At 60.6% G+C, this 15,703-nt stretch carries 16 protein-coding genes; 8 read left to right on the top strand and 8 right to left on the bottom strand.

All coding sequences use genetic code 11. The features are described 5' to 3' along the window. Positions 1 to 106: 106 nt before the first annotated feature. Positions 107 to 922 (top strand): undecaprenyl-diphosphate phosphatase, encoded by an 816-nt coding sequence (gene bacA / locus GWQ22_RS02150; RefSeq protein ID WP_275929338.1) that lies wholly within the window; start codon positions 107 to 109, stop codon positions 920 to 922. A gap of 63 nt (positions 923 to 985) precedes the next feature. Here the strand turns inward: bacA and GWQ22_RS02145 are convergent, their stop codons facing one another. The 3 genes from GWQ22_RS02145 to GWQ22_RS02135 form a co-directional block, all read right to left on the bottom strand. Further along, a complete protein-coding gene (locus GWQ22_RS02145) occupies positions 986 to 1,663 on the bottom strand; it encodes a ChrR family anti-sigma-E factor (protein ID WP_275929337.1) in 678 nt (225 codons plus the stop codon). Further along, positions 1,656 to 2,225 (bottom strand): sigma-70 family RNA polymerase sigma factor, encoded by a 570-nt coding sequence (locus GWQ22_RS02140; RefSeq protein ID WP_042035936.1) that lies wholly within the window; start codon positions 2,223 to 2,225, stop codon positions 1,656 to 1,658. Before GWQ22_RS02140 ends, GWQ22_RS02145 begins: the two co-directional genes overlap by 8 nt. Before the next feature lie 133 nt (positions 2,226 to 2,358). Then, a complete protein-coding gene (locus tag GWQ22_RS02135; RefSeq protein WP_275929336.1) occupies positions 2,359 to 2,925 on the bottom strand; it encodes an LON peptidase substrate-binding domain-containing protein in 567 nt (188 codons plus the stop codon). Between the two features lie 314 nt (positions 2,926 to 3,239). On the opposite strand from GWQ22_RS02135, the gene argS reads away from it, so the two are divergent. The 5 genes from argS to mgtE all read left to right on the top strand — a co-directional run bounded on the left by argS (position 3,240) and on the right by mgtE (position 9,625). Then, positions 3,240 to 4,985, top strand: coding sequence for an arginine--tRNA ligase (gene argS, locus GWQ22_RS02130; protein WP_275929335.1), 1,746 nt, complete (start codon positions 3,240 to 3,242; stop codon positions 4,983 to 4,985). A 3-nt stretch (positions 4,986 to 4,988) separates the two neighbouring features. Further along, positions 4,989 to 5,804 (top strand): SPOR domain-containing protein, encoded by an 816-nt coding sequence (locus tag GWQ22_RS02125; RefSeq protein WP_042035932.1) that lies wholly within the window; start codon positions 4,989 to 4,991, stop codon positions 5,802 to 5,804. 193 nt (positions 5,805 to 5,997) lie between these two features. After that, the gene (gene hslV / locus GWQ22_RS02120) at positions 5,998 to 6,531 is read left to right on the top strand and encodes an ATP-dependent protease subunit HslV (RefSeq protein WP_108537143.1); all 534 of its coding nucleotides are present in this window, start codon (positions 5,998 to 6,000) and stop codon (positions 6,529 to 6,531) included. A gap of 64 nt (positions 6,532 to 6,595) precedes the next feature. Further along, positions 6,596 to 7,924 (top strand): HslU--HslV peptidase ATPase subunit, encoded by a 1,329-nt coding sequence (hslU, locus tag GWQ22_RS02115; protein ID WP_042035928.1) that lies wholly within the window; start codon positions 6,596 to 6,598, stop codon positions 7,922 to 7,924. 276 nt (positions 7,925 to 8,200) lie between these two features. Further along, positions 8,201 to 9,625, top strand: coding sequence for a magnesium transporter (gene mgtE / locus GWQ22_RS02110; RefSeq protein ID WP_042035927.1), 1,425 nt, complete (start codon positions 8,201 to 8,203; stop codon positions 9,623 to 9,625). Between the two features lie 71 nt (positions 9,626 to 9,696). On the opposite strand, the gene GWQ22_RS02105 is transcribed toward mgtE, so the two are convergent. Continuing rightward, complete coding sequence (locus GWQ22_RS02105) at positions 9,697 to 9,885, bottom strand: hypothetical protein (protein WP_275929380.1); 189 nt, start codon at positions 9,883 to 9,885, stop codon at positions 9,697 to 9,699. A 146-nt stretch (positions 9,886 to 10,031) separates the two neighbouring features. Here GWQ22_RS02105 and rraA point away from each other — a divergent pair, with 146 nt between their 5' ends. Continuing rightward, a complete protein-coding gene (rraA, locus tag GWQ22_RS02100; RefSeq protein WP_026456861.1) occupies positions 10,032 to 10,517 on the top strand; it encodes a ribonuclease E activity regulator RraA in 486 nt (161 codons plus the stop codon). 273 nt (positions 10,518 to 10,790) lie between these two features. Here the strand turns inward: rraA and GWQ22_RS02095 are convergent, their stop codons facing one another. The 3 genes from GWQ22_RS02095 to GWQ22_RS02085 all read right to left on the bottom strand — a co-directional run bounded on the left by GWQ22_RS02095 (position 10,791) and on the right by GWQ22_RS02085 (position 13,363). Further along, positions 10,791 to 11,465, bottom strand: coding sequence for a 7-cyano-7-deazaguanine/7-aminomethyl-7-deazaguanine transporter (locus GWQ22_RS02095; RefSeq protein WP_042035925.1), 675 nt, complete (start codon positions 11,463 to 11,465; stop codon positions 10,791 to 10,793). A 169-nt stretch (positions 11,466 to 11,634) separates the two neighbouring features. Further along, positions 11,635 to 11,925 (bottom strand): DUF3630 family protein, encoded by a 291-nt coding sequence (locus GWQ22_RS02090; protein WP_042035924.1) that lies wholly within the window; start codon positions 11,923 to 11,925, stop codon positions 11,635 to 11,637. Positions 11,926 to 11,935: 10 nt separating this feature from the next. Then, entirely contained in the window at positions 11,936 to 13,363 is a 1,428-nt protein-coding gene (locus tag GWQ22_RS02085) for a protein adenylyltransferase SelO (RefSeq protein ID WP_275929334.1), read from the bottom strand. A 104-nt stretch (positions 13,364 to 13,467) separates the two neighbouring features. Between GWQ22_RS02085 and GWQ22_RS02080 the strand changes: the two genes are divergently transcribed. Next, positions 13,468 to 13,767, top strand: a complete 300-nt coding sequence (locus GWQ22_RS02080; RefSeq protein ID WP_108536127.1) for a cytochrome c — start codon at positions 13,468 to 13,470, stop codon at positions 13,765 to 13,767. 50 nt (positions 13,768 to 13,817) lie between these two features. Here GWQ22_RS02080 and recQ read toward each other — a convergent pair whose 3' ends face one another. Then, complete coding sequence (gene recQ / locus GWQ22_RS02075; protein ID WP_275929333.1) at positions 13,818 to 15,641, bottom strand: ATP-dependent DNA helicase RecQ; 1,824 nt, start codon at positions 15,639 to 15,641, stop codon at positions 13,818 to 13,820. Between the last annotated feature and the right edge of the window lie 62 nt (positions 15,642 to 15,703).

The raw sequence follows: 15,703 nt of genomic DNA, 5'->3' as shown, positions 1-15,703 counted from the left end.
ATCTTAAGATTTACATGGCCTCATCTGTCACAATCGAGCAAGATAAACCGCCCCGAGACCTTCCCGGGGCGTTTTTACATCAACGAAATTAAGGACTGTTTGTTCGATGACTGACACTTATAGCCTGCTGGTCGCCTTTATTCTGGGCGTCGTCGAGGGGCTGACCGAGTTCCTCCCCGTCTCCTCCACCGGCCACATGATCATCGTCGGCCACCTGCTGGGCTTCGAAGGCCCCAAGGCCGCCACCTTCGAGATAGTGATCCAGATGGGCTCCATTCTCGCGGTCGTGGCCGTCTTCTGGCGCCGCCTGTTTGGCCTGCTTGGCATCCACTTTGGCCAGAAGCCAGCACAGGATCACGCCACCCTCTCCCTGGTGCACATCATCCTCGGCATGCTGCCCGCCGTGATCATCGGCCTCGCTATTCACAGCTGGATCAAAGCCAACCTGTTCGGCCCCGAGACAGTGATGTACGCCCTGGTGGCTGGCGGCATACTGCTGATCATCGCCGAGAAATGTCGCCCGGCGGTACGCTCCGAGACCCTGGATGACATCAGCTACAAACAGGCGTTCGGCATAGGTCTGTTCCAGTGTCTGGCGCTCTGGCCCGGCTTCTCCCGCTCCGGCGCCACCATCAGCGGCGGCATGCTGATGGGGATCAGTCGTCAGGCGGCAGCCGAGTTCTCCTTCATCCTGGCGGTGCCCATGATGGTGGCGGCAAGCGGGCTGGATCTCTACAAGAGCCGCGACCTCCTCTCCATGGCCGACTTTCCCATGTTTGCGGTGGGGTTCATCACTGCCTTCGTGGTCGCCATGATTGCCATCAAGACCTTCCTGGCGCTGATCCGTCGCCTCGACTTCATTCCGTTCGCCATCTATCGCTTTATCGTGGCCTTCGTCGTCTACCTGGTGTTTGTGGCCTGATGACAGGCAAATAGCCGAATGAAAAAGGGACCTTTCGGTCCCTTTTTCTATTGCTGCCCCACCTCAATAGAGACGATGGGTGATGCCGTTGAGCAGCCGCGACAGTCCCTTGGTGAACTGGACCGGCGCATCCTGCACCGTGTAGCAGAGGCACCCGTCCGGGGTGTGCGGGCTGTGGGCATGGCTGGCATCGCGCCAGATGAAGTCCCCCGCCTGATAGCTGGTCTCCCCGTCCTGTATGTTGCCAGCCAGCAGCAGGGTCAACTCATAGCCCTGATGGGTATGCTCGGGTATGCGGCCACCTGCCTCGATGTGCAGCAGGCTGGCACGAGCCCCCAACTCGTCCAGCGGCAAGCTGTGCTGACGAATGGCACCTATGTGGCGCCACTTGGGGGCATGGTGACGAGCCAACACCCTGGGCAACCGGTATGACTGGCCCGCCACCTGCAACTCGGGTGCTGGCCGCACCGGCTGGCCGAGTTCGACCGGGCTGGCCACCGGCTGTTGCAGTATGCCAGCCAGCATGGCATCGAGCTCCACCGGCATGCTTTCGCTTGTCTCAGTTGGCTCATCTACCGGCTCAAGATACTGACGGGCCAGCGCCTCTTCACAGGCCTGCAAGCGGGCGGCACACTCGGGGCAGAGCTCGCAATGGGCAGAGACACCGACCGCCAGCGGCAGGGGCAGCTCGTCGGCAGCGAAGGCGCGCAACATGGCGTGAATCGGATGGGTTTTAATCATGGCCTTGCTCCACTTGCTCTTTCAATTTCTGTAATGCCAGTCTGAGGCGGGATTTGATGGTACCAAGCGGCACGCCGAGTCGCTCCGCCAGCTCCTGCTGGGAGAACTCCTGCAGATAGATGCCGCGCACCACCTGCTGTTGCGGTTCCGGCAGAGTGGCGAGGTAGTGCGCCATCTGGCGAGTCAGCACGGCATCCTCACCACCGCTCAGATGCTCCTCTTCCGCCCTGAACTCCAGCATGGGCCACAACTCCTCGGCGCAGAGATCCTCCTTGCTGGCGCGGCGGCGGCGCAGCATGTCAAAACTCTGGTTGCGCATGACGGTGTAGATCCAGGTGGTCGGCGCCCCCTTCTCGGGGTGGTAGAGGCGGGCCTTCTGCCACACCAGCAACATGGTTTCCTGCACCAGCTCCATGGCGTTGGCTTCGCTGCCGAGGTGACGCAGCCCATAGCTACGGATGCGCGGCGCAAAGTGGTGAAACAGGCGGGCGAAGGCAGCCTTGTCGGCCTGCTCGGCGACCCGGATGAGAAGAGACTTCAGATCGCCATCTGGGTTGTCCATGGGGGGCGATATCCTGCGCTGAGTCGATTGGGGTTGGCCAGTATATGCCATTGCGCCATGCCTTCAATGTTGTGGTCATCACCATTACGCCGGGTGTGGAAAAAGGATCACTGGCAGGGCCGAAAATATACACTCAATGGCTGGCAACCAGCAGGCCGCTCAGCAGGGAGAGTGCGGGCTGGTTGTCTTCCGCCGCCAGCAACCACTGCTTCTGTTCTACGGGAATGGGCAGCACCTCCAGCCAACGCTGAGCCACCCAGCTGGCATCGTCCCAGTCGGGATCATGGTAGAGCGCCGCATATTCCGGGTAGTCATTGAACACATCCTGCAGTGCCCTGGCCAGGGAGTGCTGATCGGCATTGAGCCGACCCGCCTGCCAGGGCGGCAGCAGCGCCACCTCGCCAATCCTCAGCCCGTCGGGCTCCTGCCACAGCTGGGCGATCCTGACTCGCTCAATGCCGAGCACTGTGATCCCCAGCAGACCATCTGGCAGTTGATCGAAATCGATGATCCGCACCCGGGTGGCGATGGGATACATGTTGCGCAGCGCATCAGGCTGGCGGGGGTCGAGCATGCAGAGCACGAAGCCCTGATCTCCCGCCGCGGCGATCATGCGCTGGTATCTGGGCTCGAAAATTCGCAGCGGCATGATGCCACCGGGCAGCAGGTGAGCCGAGAGGGGAAACAGCGCCAGTTTCATCAGAATATTCCTCTGTGGAAGATACCTGTCGATACGACCGTCGTGGAAGGGCAGATCATTCAGACCGAGTTGGAATAAAAAAAACCCTTAACAATCAGGGGAAAATAGCCTGGACAAGCCGCTTCGATATGCAGTAGAAATGGATAAGCACCATTTATTCCATTGAATATTCTGGATACGGGTGACAAATGTAGTGAAATATCCGCCCGACCCACTCTGGCGGGCCGTCCCTATAGTTTTCTCGGGCCGATGCGGGTAAAATTCACGCCCTTATATATCAGTCATTTTTCGACGCGCAACCTCGGTGGTCAGTTATGAAAGAGCATATTCATCATCTACTTGAACAAACGGTAGCCAATCTCAAGTCAGCAGGCGTGTTGCCGGCGGACCTGGAAGCCCGGGTGCAAGTAGACCGATGCAAGGAGAAGGCTCACGGTGACCTGGCCACCAACCTGGCCATGCTGCTGGCCAAACCGGCCCGCAAGACCCCCCGTGAGCTGGCCGCTGCCATCATAGAGCACCTGCCCGCCTCGGACCTGATCGCCAAGGTCGAGATCGCCGGCCCCGGCTTCATCAACTTCTTCTTCGACCAGCGCTGGCTGGCCGGCCAGGTCGAGGCCATGGTGACCAGCGCCAACGCCAACGTGAAACTGCCCAGCCCGCAGACCGTGGTGGTGGATTACTCGGCGCCGAACGTGGCCAAAGAGATGGCGGTGCACCACATCCGCAGCACAGTGCTCGGTGACGTAGCCGCCCGAGCCTTGGAATTCCTCGGCCACAAGGTAGTGCGCGCCAACCACATCGGCGACTGGGGTACCCAGTTCGGCATGCTGATCGCCTATCTGGAGAAGATGGCCAACGAGCACGCCAGCGACATGGCACTCAAGGATCTCGAAGCCTTCTACACCCAGGCCAAGCGTTGCTACGACGAAGACGAAGCCTTCGCCGAGCGTGCCCGTAACTACGTGGTCAAGCTGCAGGGCGGCGATGAGTACTGCCGTACCATGTGGAAGAAGCTGGTCGACATGACCATGGAACAGAACCAGATCAACTACGACCGCCTGAATGTCTCCCTGACCAACAAGGACATCATGGGCGAGTCCATGTACAACGACATGCTGCCGCAAATCGTGGACGACCTGAAAGCCAAGGGTCTGGCGGTCGAGAGCGAAGGGGCGACCGTGGTGTTCCTGGACGAGTTCAAGAACAAGGATGGCGAGCCCATGGGCGTCATCATCCAGAAGAGCGATGGCGGTTTCCTCTACACCACTACCGACATCGCCTGTGCCAAGTATCGTTACGAGACCCTGGGCGCCGACCGCGTCATGTACTTCATCGACTCCCGTCAGCACCAGCACCTGATGCAGGCCTGGACCATCACCCGCAAGGCGGGCTATGTGCCGGAATCCGTCCCCCTTGAGCACCACGCCTTCGGCATGATGCTGGGCAAAGATGGCCGCCCCTACAAGACTCGTTCCGGTGGCACCGTCAAGCTGGTTGATCTGCTCAACGAAGCCGAGGAGCGCGCGAGCGCCCTGCTGGAGAACCGCAACAGCGATCTCTCCGCCGCAGAGAAGGCCGAAGTGGTACACGCCATCGCCATGGGTGCGGTCAAGTATGCGGATCTCTCCAAGAACCGCACCACAGACTACATCTTCGACTGGGACATGATGCTGTCGTTCGAAGGCAACACGGCCCCTTACCTGCAGTACGCTTACACCCGTATCCAGTCCATCTTCCGCAAGGCCGGCGTCAATGCCGAGACCTTGACCGGCACTGTGACCCTGAACGAGGAAGCCGAAGAGACCCTGGCCCAGAAACTGATCCAGTTCTCCGACGCGGTCAACGGCGTGGCAGACAAAGGCATGCCACACCTGCTCTGTACCTACCTTTACGAGCTGTCCGGCAACTTCATGACCTTCTATGAAGCCTGCCCGATCAACAAGGATGGCGTGGACGAAGCAAGCCGTCAGAGCCGTCTGCTGCTGTGCGCCGCCACCGCCAAGGTCCTGAAACTGGGTCTGGGCGTGCTGGGTATCCATACCCTGGAGCGCATGTAATAGATGGCAACCCGAGATTATGTCGGCAGCCGCCCGCGACGTCGGGCGGGTGGCCGCAATACCAAGAAAGCGGCCCCTCGCCGCTTTCCTGTTATTCCAATCCTGCTGGTCGTGGCACTGCTGGCAGGCTTTGGTGGCTTCCTCTACATGATCAACGGCAAGGGCAGCGATGCCCCCACCATTGAAGAACAGGTCAAGGCCAACAAGCCCAAGACGCAAAACAACGGGTTGCCACAGGAGAAGTGGAGCTATATCGAACGGCTGGAGAACAAGCAGGTCGATATCACAGAGCCGCCCCCCCGACCGGGTGTGCTGCCACCGCCCCCTGCCCAGACCCTGACCTTGCAGCCGGAGAAACTGCCGCAGCCGGTGCCGACCGACATTCCCCAGCCGGGCACCCCCATAGGTCAGGTGCAGCCTTACAAGCCGCAACCGGTTCAACCCGCCAAGCCCGCCCCCGTGGCCACAGCCCAGGTGCAGGTGATCGACCGCCAAGCTGAGCGGGAACGGATGGAGCGTGAACTGCGAGCCGAGCTGGAACGGGAACGGGCCGAGACCACCAGGGCTCAGGCGGCGGCTGACAGCGGTCGCTACATGATGCAATGTGCCGCGCTGCGCTCACAGGATTCTGCCGAGTCGCTCAAGGCGCGTATCGCCTTTGGCGCCGGCCTCTCCTCCAGCCTGCAGATGGTAAATGGCGACAATGGCACCGTCTATAAGGTGATGGTGGGTCCCTTTAGCGGCAAGGCGGCCGTCGATGCGGCCAACCGCAAGCTGCAAAGCGCCGGCATCAGCGGCTGCATCCCCAAAAAGGGATGACCACCGCCAGCGGATGAGTGATCAGGGCCGGGTGGCAACACCCGGCCCTGTTTCTTTTGGTGCCACTCGCTACTGCACCTGTCCCGCCCCGTTTTGTCCCGCCAAACAACAGGCTTGAAAAACCCGCTTGCCATCCCCATCTTTCTTGCCATGCACAGTCTGGCCGTTATTCGGCTCAAGCGAGGTAAGTAAAGTGACTACCATAGTTTCAGTTCGCCGCAACGGTCAGGTCGTCATCGGTGGCGATGGCCAAGTCTCTCTTGGCAACACCGTCATGAAGGGCAACGCCCGCAAGGTTCATCGTCTCTATAACGGCAAGGTGCTGGCCGGTTTCGCCGGCGGCACCGCTGACGCCTTCACCCTGCTCGAGCGCTTCGAAGCCAAACTGCAGGCCCATCAGGGTAATCTGGAGCGCGCCGCCGTGGCGCTGGCCAAAGATTGGCGCACCGATCGCGCCCTGCGCCGTCTCGAGGCCCTGCTGGCGGTGGCCGATGAAAACAAATCCTTCATCATCACCGGCAACGGTGATGTGGTGCAGCCGGAGCATGACCTGATCGCCATCGGCTCGGGTGGCAACTTCGCCCAGTCCGCCGCCATCGCGCTGCTGGAAAACACCGAGCTGGATGCCAAGACCATCGTCGAGAAGTCCCTCAAGATTGCGGGCGACATCTGCGTCTTCACCAATGGCCACCACACCATTGAAGTGCTGAACTATTCTGCTAAATAAGCCAGCCACGTAACCCATTCTCCAAGGGGTGGGCCCTGCCCGCCCCGGATACAGGAACTCCATCATGTCCGAGATGACCCCGAGAGAAATCGTCCACGAGCTGGACCGACACATCATTGGTCAGGCCGACGCCAAGCGTGCCGTCGCCGTCGCCCTGCGCAATCGCTGGCGCCGGATGCAGCTCGATGAAGAGATGCGTCACGAAGTGACCCCGAAAAACATCCTGATGATAGGCCCGACCGGGGTCGGCAAGACCGAGATCGCCCGTCGTCTGGCCAAGCTGGCCAACGCCCCCTTCATCAAGGTGGAAGCGACCAAGTTCACTGAGGTGGGCTATGTGGGTAAGGAAGTGGACAGCATCATCCGCGATCTGACCGACGTCGCCATCAAGCTGGTGCGCGAGACCGAGATGGAGAAGATGAAATACCGCGCCGAGGAAGCCGCCGAGGAGCGCATCCTCGACGCCCTGCTGCCCAACCCGCGCAACAGCTGGGGCGAGGAGGAGAAGGCAGACAACTCCAACACCCGCCAGATCTTCCGCAAGAAGCTGCGAGAAGGCCAGCTGAATGACAAGGAGATCGAACTCGAGCTGTCAGCCAGTCCCATGGGTGTCGACATCATGACCCCCCCTGGCATGGAAGAGATGGCAAGCCAGTTGCAGGGGCTGTTCCAGAACCTGGGGCAGAACCAGAAGAAGAAGCGCAGGATCAAGGTCAAAGAGGCCATGAAGGTGCTGATCGAAGAGGAAGCAGCCCGGCTGGTCAATCCGGAAGAGTTGAAGCAGAAGGCGATTGCGGCGGTCGAAAACAACGGCATCGTCTTCCTCGACGAGATCGACAAGATCTGCAAGCGCGGCGAGAGCTCGGGCCCCGATGTCTCCCGCGAGGGGGTACAGCGCGACCTGCTACCGCTGGTGGAGGGCTGCACGGTCAGCACCAAGCACGGCATGGTCAAGACAGACCACATACTGTTTGTCGCCTCCGGTGCCTTTCAGGTGGCCCGCCCGTCCGATCTCATCCCAGAGCTGCAGGGTCGCCTGCCCATCCGGGTCGAGCTGACCGCGCTCACCACAGATGACTTCGAGCGCATCCTGACCGAGCCGAACGCCTCGCTCACCGATCAGTACCAGGCGCTGATGGCCACCGAAGGGGTCAAGATCGAGTTCACCAAAGATGGTATCCGCCGTCTGGCCGAAGCGGCCTGGCAGGTCAACGAGCGCACCGAGAACATAGGTGCCCGCCGCCTGCACACCGTCATGGAGCGGCTGATGGAAGACATCTCCTATGATGCCTCCGAGAAGTCCGGCGAGACCTTCGTCATCGATACCGACTACGTCAACGCCCACCTCGGTGCGCTGATCGAGGACGAGGATCTGAGCCGCTTCATCCTGTAAGCACAAGCGCAGCACCCTTCCGTACCAAGACGCCTCCCCCTGTGGAGGCGTTTTTTATGCCATTTCAGTCTCACGTCGCTGCCCGCACAACATCCAGGCCAGACAGGTGCGCTGCACTGGCCTGAGCCCGCCGTCAGACTCGCCATTGAGACCCTCACCATCATGGTGGCAGTTTTTTATCCGCACTTACCGCATTCATGGTCATAACCTCTTGTTTTGAGTCTGGTATCCTATAGGGAAGGTCATCCGGCCAACCGAATTCAGGAATTCTGTGTCATGTCTCTCCCCGTCAAGAACAGCGCCAAGCAGCGTGAACAAGACAGATCGCGCATTCTCACCCTACTGCTGGTCGATGATGCCCTCACCGACAGCCTGCTGGATCCGCAGGCGGTACAGGATGCCGAGCTACGCGACCAGACCAGCGAGATCACCAATCTGGTCAACCGCCTGCCCGCCGCAGATATCGCCGATGCGCTGGAATCCCTGCCACCGGACGAGCGCCACGTGCTGTGGCAACTGGTGGATGAGGCGAAGCATGGCCAGGTTCTGGTCGAGGCCTCGGAGACAGTGTGGGACAGCCTGATCAGCGGCATGAGCGACAAGGCGCTGCTGCACGCCCTGCGCACCCTGGACATAGACGATCAGATCTACCTCGGCCAATATCTGCCCCGCAACCTGATGGGCCGACTGCTCACCTCCATGGCACCTCCCCAGCGCGATCGGGTGAGAGAGGTGATCCGCTACGGCAAGCACACGGTCGGCACCATGATGGACTTCGAGCTCATCACGGTGCGCGCCGAGGTGAGTCTGGCGACCGTGCAGCGCTACCTGCGCCTGCGCGGCAAGATCCCCGTCAACACCGACAAGCTGTTCGTCATCGACAGGCGCAACCGACTGCAGGGGGAACTGCCGCTCACCACAGTGCTACTGCACAAGCCGGCAACCCTGGTCGCCGAGGTGATGGAGCGGGATCCAGTCACCTTCGATCCGGAGGACAACGACGAGGCCGCGGCCCGCACCTTCGAGCGGGATGACCTGATCTCCGCCGCCGTGGTGGACGCACGCGGCAAGCTGATGGGCCGCCTCACCGTCGCCGAAGTGGTGGATCTGGTGTATGAGGAGAGCGACACAGATCTGCGCCGCATGGGGGGGATCAGCGAAGATGAAGACGTATTCGCCCCGGTCAGCAAAGCGGTCAAGACCCGCTGGGCCTGGCTCGCCATCAACCTCTGTACCGCCTTCGTGGCCTCCCGGGTCATAGGTCTGTTCGAGCACACCATATCGCAACTGGTGGCGCTGGCGGCCCTGATGCCCATAGTCGCGGGGATCGGCGGCAACACAGGCAACCAGACCATCACCATGATAGTGCGGGCGCTGGCGCTGCAGCACATCCAGGCTGGCAACGTCTCCTTCCTGCTGTGGCGCGAACTGGGGGTGGCACTTATCAACGGCCTGGTGTGGGGCGGCACCATGGGGCTGGCCACCTATGCCCTCTATCAGGATGCCGCACTGGGCGCCGTAATGACGCTGGCCATGATGATCAACCTGCTGGTCGCCGCCCTGATGGGGGTCATCATCCCCATGACGATGTCACGTCTCGGCCGGGATCCGGCGATCGGTGCCAGCGTGATGATCACCGCCATCACGGATACCGGCGGCTTCTTCATCTTCCTCGGGCTGGCGACCCTGTTCCTCATCTAGTAAGGACGAGTCGTCCCGATCAAAAAAGGGGTCCTGAACGGACCCCTTTCTCTGTTCCAGGGGGCGGGCAGCTAGACCCGATACCTAGCCACCGCCTGATTGAGCAGCTTGGCCTGCTCGGTCAAGCCATGGCTGCATGTGGCATTTTCCTCCGCCATCAGGCTCGCCTCCTGGGCTATGTCGCGGATGTTGTTGACGTTGCGGTTCACCTCGCTGGCCACCAGCACTGTGTTCAGGATCAACTTATGACGGATCAGCACGATGGACCTCTCACGAACAGGGAATGGAGTGCATTGAGATTACGCAGAAAACGCTATCCCCGTTGTTGTTCAAGGAATATTCATTGAAATGCCAGTCCCACTCCTTATACTGGATCCCACCTGTTTCCAGCCGTGGATTTGACACTATGGAATACAACACTTCAGAACTGTGCGACATCTATCAGGACATGGTGGATGTGCTCGAACCCATGCTCTGCTCCTTCGGCGGCCGCGCCTCTTTCGGCGGCGTCATCACCACAGTCAAATGCTTCGAATCGAATGGCCTGATCCGTGAGATCGTTAAAGAGAACGGCGTCGGCCGCGTGCTGCTGATCGATGGCGGTGGCTCCATGCGCCGTGCCTTGATCGACAGCGAGATTGCCACTACGGCAGCCGAGAACGAGTGGGAAGGCATCGTCTGCTACGGCTGCGTGCGCGAAGTCGACATCCTGGAGGATCTGGATATCGGCATTCAGGCACTGGCTGCCATTCCGGTGGGCGCCGACAGCAAGGACGTGGGGGAGACGGATCTGCCGGTCAACTTCGGTGGCGTCACCTTCCTGCCGGATGACCATCTCTACGCAGATACCACAGGGGTGATCCTCTCCCCTGAGGCGCTCGATATCGAGTAAGCCGCAACCTGAGTTGTGACGATGGGAGCCTTGGCTCCCATTTTTTTATGGCTGTCACTTGCTGAAAAAAACAAAAAAAGAGGGCCAGAAGAACTGGCCCTATAACTGGAAGCAATGTGAGCAATGTCGTGCCTTCACAAGAAGTCCATCACGTTGGAACGAATGAAGTCTTTCCCGGAAAACAAGTTAACAATAATCATTCTCATTTAACTAAGCAACTCTTATTTGGCAAAAGTGCAAAAAAATTGACCACCCCGGGGATGGTCAATTGCGTCAGGCTTGGCGCGTCGCCGCTTGCAGGCCGGCCAATCCGGCCTCACCCACCAGCTTGCTGCTGAGATAACGCAGTAGGACGCCGTAGAGAGGCACAAACAGACCAAGGCTTATCAGCAACTTGAACACATAGTCCACGGTTGCGATCTCGACCCAGTGCTCGGCCATGAAGGGATCCGTGCTACGCCAGAAGGCGATGCTGAAGAAGGCGATGGTATCCACCAGGTTGCCAAACAGGGTCGAGGCGGCGGGTGCCACCCACCAGGCCCTGAGCCGCCGCAGGCGGTTGAATACCACCACGTCCATAAACTGGCCCACCAGATAGGCCATAAAGCTGGCCAGCGCGATGCGAGCCACGAACAGGTTAAACTCCGCCAGATTGCCCATGCCCTGATAACTGCCCTCGAAGAACAGCACGGAGAGCACATAGGAAACCGCCAGCGCAGGCAGCATCACGGTCTGGATGATCTTGCGGGCCAGACCGACACCGAAAATCCGCACCGTCAGATCGGTGGCCAGAAAGATGAACGGGAAGCTGAAGGCACCCCAGGTGGTGTGGAAGCCAAAGATGGTAATCGGCAGCTGCACCAGGTAGTTGCTGCTGGCAATGATCAGGATGTGGAACAACGAGAGACGCACCAGCGCCGTCTGGTGCTGAGCAGGGGTCAGATTCATATTGTGACCTTTTTGGTTAATGGGGTTAGGGAACCCATACCGCCACCATTGGCGATAATTGAGGGGCGCGATTATACGCCCCCCAACTGATAGTTCAATCTTTATGCTATTGACTCAACCAGCGGCCATTGTCATCAAAGGGCAAGGTCATGCCCCCCAAGCAGCCCGCTCAGCCTTTATTATGCTGGCAGCCAAGCCAGAACAAGACCTCGCGATCGACCGGCTGCACCGCCGTCAGCCAGCAACCGCTATGATGTTCATACTCCAGCCTGAACTGACTCCCTTCAAATTCCAGCAACCAGCCGTGGCGATCGGCGCCCCACTCCTTGTCGAGCAGCCTGAGCTCCCACTCCTGCAGCAAAGTCCCTGCCAGCGCCGGGAAGGTATCCCAGCAGAGTCCGGGGCAATCCAGCATCAGCACGGCTGACTCCGTGTCTGTCCGCGTTACACGCCAATCCATCGCTCATCCCTCAACTGCTGCAAGAAAGCTCGCCACCGCAATACCACTGGGGAACCGGGGTCGCCAGGTCGTCATACTCGGGTTGTTCGTCATAGGGGTGCTGCAAGGCCGCAAACAACCGCTCGAACAGAGTCATATCCCCCACCTCAGCGGCATCTATCACCTGCTGAGCCAGGGCATTACGCAGCACGTACTTGGGATTGATGGCATCCATCTGCCGCTTGCGGGCGGCATCTTCGCTTCCCTCCCGCACCAGTCGCGCCCGATAGAGCGCGAGCCACTGCTGCCAGTGCGCAGGATCCGGCAGCAGAGCCAGCAGGGCGGCTGGCCACTCCCCCTGCTGAGTCAGCTCACCCAGGCGGCGCAGGAAGAGGTGATAGTCCACTCTCTGGCTCGCCAGCAGTTGGAACAGCTCGCGGAACAACGTCGGGTCCTCCTCTTCCCACACCACCAACCCGAGCCGGGCGCGCATCAGTTCGGAGTAGTGCAGCATCAGCTGCTGCTCGTACTGGGCCAGCGCGGCGGCCAGGGCGTCGCCATCCACATGGTCTGCCAACGCCTGCGCCAGCTTTTGCAGATTCCAGTAACCCACAGCGGGTTGCTGATCCAGTGCATAGCGACCGCCCGGATCCGAGTGATTACAGACAAAATCGGGCACATAGGCATCGATGAAGCCGTATGGGCCGTAATCCAGGGTCAGCCCGAGCAGCGACATGTTGTCGGTGTTCATCACCCCATGACAGAAGCCCGCCGCCTGCCACTTGGCGATGAGCCGCGCGGTACGCCGTACCACCTCGGCAAACAGCTCAGCCCCGCTGTCCAGCTCGGGGAAGTGGTGACGCAGCAGATAGTCGATGAGCAGCGGTATCTTCTCCCCCTGCCCGCTCCAGGCGAAATATTCGATGTGACCGAACCGCAGGTGGCTGGGAGCGGTTCGCAGCACGGTTGCGCCCGTCTCTTCCTGCTCCCGGTAGACAGGCTCCTTGCTGCCAACCAGTACCAGCGCACGCGTGGTGGGAATGCCGAGGGCATGGAGCGCCTCTGAGGCGAGATATTCGCGGATGCTGGATCTCAGCACGGCGCGACCGTCACCAAAGCGGGAGAAAGGCGTCTTGCCCGCCCCTTTCAGGTGCAGATCCCAGCCCTGACCATCCGGCGCCCGCAGCTCAACCAGCAGCAGCGCACGCCCATCACCGAGGCGTGGGCTGTAACCGCCGAACTGATGGCCCGCATAGACTTGGGCCACCGGCTGCATACCGGACAGCGGCTGACCCAGACCACAGCAGGCAAGCCAGTCTGTTTCGCTGACATCGCCCAGTCCCAGCTCGTTCAGCAGGCTGTGGTTGAGGTGCAGCAAGCTAGGCTCGTGCAGCGGCTGGGGGGCCACGGGCTCACAGGCCCAGGGCAGTTCGGTGGCAAAAGTGTTGATCAGCTTCATGGTAGTACGATTCGTCCCTGCGTATGCTCGTGTCACTCTTTATACCGCCGTCGGCCCACTCAGGCTAACAGGCGATCGCGCTATTTCATTTCGAGGGGAAAAAGATGCAAAGATGGTTGGGCGCCCTGCCCCTGCTGATGTTGTTGTGGGGACAAGCCCTGGCGGCCGATATCGAGACGGGCAAGGCCAAGGCGGTGGTCTGCTCCGCCTGCCATGGGGTTGAGGGCAAGGCACTGATCCCCGGCTATCCCCATCTGGCCGGCCAGAATGCCGCCTATCTGGTGAAACAGTTGAAAGCCTTCAAGGACGGCAGTCGCAAGGAACCCCTGATGCTGCCCTTCATGGCCCCGCTAACCGAGACCGACATGGAGAACCTGGCGGCCTACTACGCCAGCTTGAAATAGCCTCGCGGTGCCCGGCGGACGGGCGCCCTATTCCTGATGGACCTGCTTTCCTAGCGGCGGCAGTAGTCGATGATAAGGTCCATAAAGGCTTCGCCGAAGCGCTCCAGCTTACGATGCCCGACGCCATTGATGGCCAGCATCTCGCCCTCGGTCATCGGCATCAGCTGGGCCATCTCCACCAGGGTCGCGTCGTTGAACACCACGTAGGGCGGCACCTCTTCATCCTCGGCGATCTGCTTGCGCAGGCCGCGCAGCTCCTTGAACAGCCGTTTGTCATAGTTGGTGTTGTCCAGCAGGCCGTTGCGCTTCTCCTTGCGACTGGAGATGGGCTGCAACCGTGGCACCGCCAGTTCCAGCTTCATCTCACCACGCAGCACAGGGCGGGCCGCTTCGGTCAGCTGCAGCACCAGATTGCGGGTGATGTTCTGGGTCAGCAGCCCCTTGTGGATCAACTGGCGGATCACACTCATCCAGTACTCGTGACTCTGATCCTTGCCGATGCCGTAGGTCGACAGCTTGTCGTGGCCGTGATCCTTGATGCGCTGGTTGAGAGAGCCACGCAGTACCTCCACCACGTAACCCACACCGAAGTTCTGGCCCACCCGCCAGACGCAGGAGAGCGCCTTCTGGGCATCTTCGGTACCGTCATAACTCTTGGGCGGGTCCAGACAGATGTCGCAGTTGCCGCACGGCTTGTCGTTGTACTCGCCGAAATAGTTGAGCAGCACCTGACGGCGGCAGGTCTGCGCCTCGGCAAAAGCCGCCATCACGTTGAGCTTGTACTGCTCAACCTGCAACTGCTGGGGATTTTCTATGTTGTCGAGCAGGCGCCGCACCCGGCCTATGTCGGCGGGATCGTACAGCAGCAGCGCCTCGGCCGGGGTACCGTCACGGCCAGCCCGGCCCGTTTCCTGATAGTAGGACTCGATGTTCTTGGGAATGTCGTAGTGCACCACGAAACGCACGTTCGGCTTGTCGATACCCATGCCGAATGCCACCGTCGCCACCACTATCTCGATGTCATCCTTGAGGAAGGCATCCTGGGTCTGCTGGCGCTGGGCCAACGGCAGGCCGGCGTGGTAGGGCGCAGCCTTGCTGCCATGGCGGGAGAGGCGCTCTGCGACCTCTTCCACACGGTTGCGGCTGGAGCAGTAGACGATGCCGCAGTTGCCCTTCTGGCTCTGCACGTAGCGCAGCAACTGCTCCGCCGCCTTGAACTTCTCCACCAGGCTGTAGCGAATGTTGGGTCTGTCGAAGCTGGCTGTGTGGACGAAGGGATCGTTGAGCTCCAATCGGTGCAGCATGTCGCTGCGGGTCGCCTCGTCGGCGGTCGCGGTGAGCGCCACGACTGGCACTTGGGGGAACCACTGCTTGAGCCGCCCGAGCGCCGCGTATTCCGGCCGAAAATCGTGACCCCACTGGGAGACACAGTGGGCCTCGTCGATGGCGAACAAGCCGAGCGGCAGCTCCGCCAGCCGATCCATGAACTCATGCTGCAGCAAGCGCTCGGGGGAGACATACAGCAGTTTGATCTCGCCACGGCGCATGGCGGCAAAGTTCTGGATCATCTCCTCCCGGCTCAGTGCCGAGTTGATGTAGATGGCCGCCACACCGTTGGCCCGCAGGCTATCGACCTGATCCTTCATCAACGAGATAAGCGGGGAGACCACCACCCCGAGCCCGGGGCGCAGCAACGCCGGGATCTGGAAGCAGAGTGACTTGCCACCACCGGTGGGCTTGAGCACCATGGCATCACGTCCCGCCACTATCTGCTCGATGATCTCCAGCTGGCCCGGCCGAAATTGCTGGTAGCCGAATACCGCCTGCAACAGGGCAAGAGGTGTATCGGGCAAGGTTTCGGCAATGGCGGTCATGGGCTCTCCTTTGGGGTCGCCATTCTAAAGCAGCCGCCGCTCACAATAAACCTGCCATTGCG

The sequence above is a fragment of the Aeromonas sp. 1HA1 genome (assembly GCF_029237385.1).
GTDB classification, from domain to species: domain Bacteria; phylum Pseudomonadota; class Gammaproteobacteria; order Enterobacterales; family Aeromonadaceae; genus Aeromonas; species Aeromonas popoffii.
This window is presented reverse-complemented; position numbering and strand designations above follow the sequence as displayed.